This is a genomic window from Nocardiopsis protaetiae (assembly GCF_045446735.1).
Taxonomy (GTDB): domain Bacteria; phylum Actinomycetota; class Actinomycetes; order Streptosporangiales; family Streptosporangiaceae; genus Nocardiopsis; species Nocardiopsis protaetiae.
On the sequence record NZ_JBJJBV010000347.1, the window covers coordinates 1 to 6,108 of the forward strand.

Consider the following 6,108-nt stretch of genomic DNA (forward strand, 5'->3'; position numbering starts at 1 on the left):
ACCCCCTGGGTCTGGGGTCGCGATTCCTCCTCCCGAAACCCCCTGCGGTCGGGGCCGGAGGCCTCCTGCCGCCCTCACCCCCTGCGGCGGGGGAGACCACGGACGTGACCGGGCCGGGGCTGAGGCCCCAGGAAAGGTGGCAACCCCTAGGGCGAGGACCCCGGTCGGGTGCGCGTCCCCCCTGCGGTCGCGCGGCCTGCCCGCCCCTTGGCGTGTGCGGACTTATCGTTTATCGTTACTATCGATAAACGATAAGAAGGAGAGGAACATGCCGGAGAAGACCCCCTTCCGGTGGAGCCGCGGCGACGCGGTCATCACCCAGCTCATCCTCGTCATCGGCCTGGTCCTCGTGGGCCTGGCCACCGCCTACGCCCTGGTGTGGATCACCCCGCTGCCGCCCGCCGACGGCGGGCCGGTCGGCACCATCACCGTCCCGGTCCCCGACGGCGTCGCCGACCCCGCGCCCCCCGTGGCCGCGGCCTCGGCCGACTACACCGTCGAGTCCACCGGGTCCATGGCCGTCGTCCTCCACGACCCCACCACGGTGCAGCGGCTCCTGCTGGTGCTCCCCTCGCTGCTGGGGCTGGCCGCCACCATCACGGTGATGGTGAACCTGCTGCGGATCGTCCGGAGCCTGGACGCCGGGGACCCCTTCACCCCCGCCAACGCCCGCCGCATCCAGGTCATCGGTATCGCCGTGCAGGCCGGGGCGGTCCTGTCCCTGGTGGCCGCGACGTTCCGGGACGGGGTGCTCACCGGGGCCGCCCTGGGGACCGGCGGCCTGGAGCTCTCCCTGACCCTCGGCGGCGGGGGAGGGGCCGGGTCCGCCGTGGTCCTCGTCTTCGTCGGCATGCTCCTGCTGGGGCTGGCCGAGGTGTTCCGGCGCGGCACCCGGATGCGCGACGACGTGCGGGGACTGGTCTGATGCCGCCGGAGGAGGACGAGGGCGCGGACATCGTCGTCCGGCTCGACGAGGTGCTCGCCGCACGCGGGATCACCCTCACCGAACTGGCCGCCCGGGTCGGGATCACCGTGGTCAACCTGTCGGTGCTCAAGAACGGCCGGGCCCGGGCCATCCGGTTCAGCACCCTGGCCGCCCTGTGCCGGGAGCTGGGCTGCCGCCCCGGGGACATCATCGACTACGCCCCGGCCGCCGACCGGACCTGAACGGCGCCCGTGCGCGACCCCCGAGCGCGACCTCCCCGAGCACGACAAAGGGGGCGCGCACCGGACGGTCCCGGTGCGCGCCCCCTCGTGCGTCGTGGGCAGGAGGCGCCGGTCAGCCGCCGCCCTGGCCGCGCAGGCCCTTGGGCATCTTGGCGTTCTTGGGCAGCGGCCCCTTGGGCATCTGCATCTTGGCGGGCAGCGCGCGCAGCCGGTAGTTGAGCTGCGTGACGTCCTTCTTGTCCAGGGTGCGCGGCAGCTTGACCAGCGTGCGCTGGAGCTTGGCCAGCGGGACCTGGTCCTCGCCGTTGCCCACCTTGTAGTCGTAGATGGGGGTGTCCAGGGCGACCCGGGACACGCGCTTCTTCTCCGCGGCGATGAGCGACTTCAGGCGGTGGGGGTCGCCCTCGCCGACCAGCACCACGCCGGGGCGGCCCACCACCCGGTGCACCACGTCCTGCTGGCGGTTGGCGTTGACCGCGAACTCGGTCGTCCAGTTGCCGCGCATGTTGTCCAGGATCGCCGCGCCCGCGCCGATCTGGCCGTCGAGGATCTGGTACTGCACGCGCTGGGCCGACCGGGTGAAGATGATGAAACCGGTCAGCAGCGCGATCGGCAGGCCGGTCAGCGGCCACAGGATCCACGAACCGGTCCAGATGCCGACGGCGACGAACACCAGGAGGATGAGGACCGCGACACCGGCGGCCAGCGGGATACTGCGCGGGCTCTGGCGGTGGACGACCTTGGCGACCATGCCCATCTGCTTGAGCCGGCCGGGCTCCTTCTTGTCCTTGCCCTGGGCGGGTGCTGTGCTCTCGGAACCCTTTTTCGCCATCGTGCTCTCAGGCAGCGCGCGCCGACGGACCGTCGGCGGGGACGGAGATCCCGAAGCTGCCTTGCCTCCTTCTACGCGGTCGACTCATGCGGCGCCCTCCGGCGCCTCCTGGCGGGGCGCCCTGTCGGACCCCCAGGATATGCGGCGGGACCCGGGTGCGCGGAACGGTGGCCCGGAGGCCACCGTTCCAGCTTGGTCACGACTCGGGCGGAAAGCCCGTTATGTACTACTTGGTCAGGGCGGCGGCCTCGGCGTCACGCTTCTCGCGCGCCTGCTGGTACAGGCGGCCGGCCCGGTAGGACGAGCGCACCAGCGGCCCCGACATGACCCCGGCGAAGCCGATCTCCTCGGCCTCCTTGCCCAGGTCCGCGAACTCCTGCGGCTTCACCCAGCGGTCGATCGGGTGGTGCAGCTTGGAGGGGCGCAGGTACTGGGTGATGGTCAGCAGGTCGCAGCCCGCCTCGTGCAGGTCGCGCATGGCTTCGCTGATCTCCTCCCGGGTCTCGCCCATGCCCAGGATGAGGTTCGACTTGGTGACCAGGCCGTCCTCGCGCGCCCTGGTGATGACCTCCAGCGAACGCTCGTAGCGGAAGCCCGGGCGGATGCGCTTGAAGATCCGCGGCACCGTCTCCACGTTGTGCGCCAGCACCTCGGGGCGGGACCCGAAGACCTCGGCCAGCTGGTCGGGGTCGGCGTTGAAGTCCGGGATGAGCAGCTCGACGCCGGTGCCCGGGTTCAGCTCGTGGATCTTGCGCACCGTCTCGGCGTAGAGCCAGGCGCCGCCGTCCTCCAGGTCGTCACGGGCGACACCGGTGATGGTGGCGTAGCGCAGCTCCATCGTCTTGACCGAGTTGGCGACCTTGGTCGGCTCCATGCGGTCCAGCGCGGTGGGCTTGCCGGTGGCGATCTGGCAGAAGTCGCAGCGGCGGGTGCACTGGTCGCCGCCGATGAGGAAGGTGGCCTCGCGGTCCTCCCAGCACTCGTAGATGTTGGGGCAGCCCGCCTCCTGGCACACCGTGTGCAGGCCCTCGGACTTGACCAGTGAACGCAGCTCGGAGTACTCGGGCCCCATGTGCGCCTTGATCTTGATCCACGGCGGCTTCTTCTCGATGGGGGTCTCGCTGTTGCGCGCCTCGACGCGCAGCAGGCGACGGCCCTCAGGAGCGATGGTCAACGTGAACCCGTTCCCTTCTGTGCCCCGCGGACCCGGACGCCCTTGTAAGGGCGGGGCCGTGCGGGGACCGGCTCATGGTGTGGTGTGTCATCCCTGGGCGGTGACGGGCTCGGACAGCAGTCCGGGACCGTCGGTGTGGCTGTACTGGTGTGCGCCCAGGACGTCCGCCAGGTGGCGTTCCATCAGCGGCCGCACCTCGGCGACCGGGACGTCGCGCCCGGTTTCGGCGGTGAGCGAGGTGACCCCGGCGTCGGAGATGCCGCAGGGGACGATCCGGTCGAACCACGACATGTCATTGTTGCAGTTCAGGGCAAGCCCGTGCATGCCGACCCCGCGGGCGATGCGGCAGCCGATCGCCGCGATCTTGCGTTCGATGAGTCCGCGGTCGGGATCGGCGTCCAGCCACACCCCCGTGCGCCCCTCCACCCGCCGGCCGGTGAGGCCGTACTCCGCGATGGTGCGGATGATGGCCTCCTCCAGCATGCGGACGTAGGCGATCACGTCGATGGGGTCCTGGAGCCGCACGATGGGGTACACCGTGAGCTGCCCGGGGCCGTGCCAGGTGATCTTGCCGCCCCGGTCGATGTCCACGACCGGGGCTCCGGGGTCGGTGATGGGACGATCCGACCTCCCGGTGCGCTTGCCCGCCGTGTACACGGGTTCATGCTCCAGGAGGAGAACGGTGTCGGCCACCTCGTCGGCGACGCGGCGCTCGTGGAGCCGCTTCTGCAAGTCCCAGCCCTGGTGGTAGGGGACGGGGGTATCGCCGAGCCATGCGTAAACGAGATCACTCACACATTCACTCTACGCCCCGGCGGAGGGTAGGGGTCGGGCCAGGATGTCGGATAGCGCACTGTCGATGGTGGGAAGTGTGAAGGAATAACCCTCCTTGATCAGGCGTTCGGGCCGCCCCCGCAGGTCCAGCAGGGCCGTCTCCTCCGCGTAGTCGCCCAGGGTGGCCCGCAGCGCCGTCGCCGGGACCCGCAGCACCGCCGGGCGGTCCAGGGCGCGGGCCAGCGCCTCGGTGAAGGCGGCGTTGCTCACCGGCTCTGGCGCGCACAGGTTGACCGGGCCCGTGACGCCGGGCCGCTCCAGCAGGAACCGGATCGCCCCGATGGCGTCGCCCATCGCGATCCACGTCATGTACTGGGCCCCCGACCCGATCCGGCCGCCCAGCCCCGCCCGGTACAGCGGCAGCACCGACCGCAGGTAGCCGCCGGAGCGGTCCAGCACCACCGCCATCCGCAGGTGGGCGGTGGAGATCCCCGCCTCGGCCGCCGGGGCGGCCGCCGCCTCCCAGTCCTCGCAGACCCGCGCCAGGAAACCGGTGCCGACCGGGTCGGCCTCGGTGACTACCCGGCCCCCGGTGTCCCCGTAGAACTGCATGCCGGAGGCGGCCAGCAGCCTCGGGGGAGGGGCGTCCATGCCCGTCAGCGCCCGCACCAGGGTGCGGGTGCCGCGCACCCGGGCCCGCCGGATCGCCTCCCGCCGCCCCCGCGGCCACGGCGCATGGCCCAGCGACGCCCCCGCCAGGTGCACCACCGCGTCGGCGCCGTGCAGCGCCACCGTGTCCACCCGCCCCTGCTCGGGGCGCCACTCGGCCTCCTCCAGCCGCGACCGGTAGACCGGCCGGGGCGCGTGCCGCACCATCCGCACGACCTGGTGCCCGTCGGCGAGCAGCGCCTCGGTCAGCACCGCCCCGACGAGTCCCGAACTGCCCGTGATCGCCACTTTCATGCTCAGGTGTCTACCCGGCGCGGGAGCGAGTACCGGAGACCGGGGTGCCCTTGCGGGGCCGTCCGGGATTTTTTTCCCGGGGATTTTCCCAAAGTCCTGCGCACGGGCCCCCGCGTCTTCTACTTTGAACGTGGGACATGGAACTCCGCGTCAGCGCGGAGCTACCGTGGGCGACGCACTGTCGGGCTGGCGGTCGCGTCCACCCAACAGACCTTTGATGATGGGGATCATCAGGGGATGGTGATTGGTGGGGTAGAAAGATGAGGCGGCGCCGAGAGGCGCCGCCTCATCCACTGTGCTTGCTTTGGGCCTCCGCTTCTCCCACCCGTCGAGAATCGGAAGGTCCTCAACGGACGGCCTGCGGCCGCAGTCCTGCTTTGACCCGGGGCGAAGGCGCCCCCCAAGGCGGGAACCTCCGCCCCCTCGTCGAGGTCCTCGTTCCTCGGACCTCTCCTCGCGTTCTCCGGAACCCCGCCAAGGGGCGCCTTCGCGTCAGGGGTCGGCGAAGTAGCGGGGTCAGCAGGGGTAGGGGCGGCGGTGGCGGGCGTCGCGCAGGGCCAGGGCCCACCAGGCGAGCTCGTCCAGTAGGAGCTTGGCGGCGGCGTCGGCGCCCGACATCTCCGGGCGGGGACGCCCGTCCGGGTCGAAGAGGGCACTCGCGTTGTGCAGGCTCACCGTGTCGCGGATCGTCGCCACGTGCAGCTCCGAGAAGACCGTGCGCAGCTGCTCGATCGCGCGCAGGCCGCCCGACATCCCGCCGTAGGAGACGAACCCCGCGGCCTTGCCGAACCACTCGCGGCGGGCCGAGTCGATCGCGCTCTTGAGGGGTCCCGGGTACCCGTGGTTGTACTCGGGGGTGACCACCACGTACCCGTCGGCGGCCGCCACCCGCGGGCCGAAGTCCGCCACCGGGGCGCCGTGCCCGTGCCCGTACCGCTCGCCGGCGGGCAGCTCGGCCACATCCAGGTCGGCCACGTCCAGGACGTCGACGTCCAGGTCCGTCCGGCTCCGGGCCAGGTCGACGAACCAGCGGGAGACCGCCGGCCCCGTGCGTCCGTTCCGGTTCGCGCCCAGGATCACCGCGATCCGCAGGTTGTCCATATGTGAGGTCCTTGTGCCGTGCCGTCGATGCACCAACGCTAAAACCTCAACCGCTGTAGAGGTCAAGTGGTTCTGAATGATCACACCGAGGGGCCGG

Annotated in this window: 7 protein-coding genes; 2 read left to right on the plus strand and 5 right to left on the minus strand. The window is 71.4% G+C overall.

The window, feature by feature from the left end; genetic code table 11:
• Window positions 1-268: 268 nt before the first annotated feature.
• Together ACJOT3_RS31440 and ACJOT3_RS31445 are read left to right on the plus strand one after the other, a co-directional pair.
• Entirely contained in the window at window positions 269-925 is a 657-nt protein-coding gene (locus ACJOT3_RS31440) for a DUF2975 domain-containing protein (protein WP_406976762.1), read from the plus strand.
• Complete coding sequence (locus ACJOT3_RS31445) at window positions 925-1,167, plus strand: helix-turn-helix domain-containing protein (RefSeq protein WP_406976763.1); 243 nt, start codon at window positions 925-927, stop codon at window positions 1,165-1,167. The genes ACJOT3_RS31440 and ACJOT3_RS31445 overlap by 1 nt, the downstream gene beginning before the upstream one ends.
• A 112-nt stretch (window positions 1,168-1,279) precedes the next feature.
• On the opposite strand, the gene ACJOT3_RS31450 is transcribed toward ACJOT3_RS31445, so the two are convergent.
• The 5 genes from ACJOT3_RS31450 to ACJOT3_RS31470 all read right to left on the minus strand — a co-directional run bounded on the left by ACJOT3_RS31450 (window position 1,280) and on the right by ACJOT3_RS31470 (window position 6,011).
• Window positions 1,280-1,999, minus strand: a complete 720-nt coding sequence (locus tag ACJOT3_RS31450; RefSeq protein WP_406976764.1) for a DUF4191 domain-containing protein — start codon at window positions 1,997-1,999, stop codon at window positions 1,280-1,282.
• A gap of 226 nt (window positions 2,000-2,225) precedes the next feature.
• Window positions 2,226-3,173, minus strand: coding sequence for a lipoyl synthase (gene lipA, locus ACJOT3_RS31455; protein ID WP_406976765.1), 948 nt, complete (start codon window positions 3,171-3,173; stop codon window positions 2,226-2,228).
• A gap of 87 nt (window positions 3,174-3,260) precedes the next feature.
• The gene (gene lipB / locus ACJOT3_RS31460; protein WP_406976766.1) at window positions 3,261-3,968 is read right to left on the minus strand and encodes a lipoyl(octanoyl) transferase LipB; all 708 of its coding nucleotides are present in this window, start codon (window positions 3,966-3,968) and stop codon (window positions 3,261-3,263) included.
• Window positions 3,969-3,977: 9 nt separating this feature from the next.
• Window positions 3,978-4,910: a TIGR01777 family oxidoreductase gene (locus ACJOT3_RS31465; RefSeq protein ID WP_406976767.1), complete on the minus strand. Its 933-nt coding sequence runs from the start codon at window positions 4,908-4,910 to the stop codon at window positions 3,978-3,980.
• A 516-nt stretch (window positions 4,911-5,426) separates the two neighbouring features.
• A complete protein-coding gene (locus ACJOT3_RS31470) occupies window positions 5,427-6,011 on the minus strand; it encodes an NADPH-dependent FMN reductase (RefSeq protein WP_406976768.1) in 585 nt (194 codons plus the stop codon).
• Window positions 6,012-6,108: the final 97 nt, after the last annotated feature.

Coding starts and splice junctions, on each gene's coding strand:
- ACJOT3_RS31440 (WP_406976762.1), top strand. CDS start 269: ATGCCGGAGAAGACCCCCTTCCGGTGGAGCCGCGGCGACGCGGTCATC.
- ACJOT3_RS31445 (WP_406976763.1), top strand. CDS start 925: ATGCCGCCGGAGGAGGACGAGGGCGCGGACATCGTCGTCCGGCTCGAC.
- ACJOT3_RS31450 (WP_406976764.1), bottom strand. CDS start 1,999: ATGGCGAAAAAGGGTTCCGAGAGCACAGCACCCGCCCAGGGCAAGGAC.
- ACJOT3_RS31465 (WP_406976767.1), bottom strand. CDS start 4,910: ATGAAAGTGGCGATCACGGGCAGTTCGGGACTCGTCGGGGCGGTGCTG.
- ACJOT3_RS31470 (WP_406976768.1), bottom strand. CDS start 6,011: ATGGACAACCTGCGGATCGCGGTGATCCTGGGCGCGAACCGGAACGGA.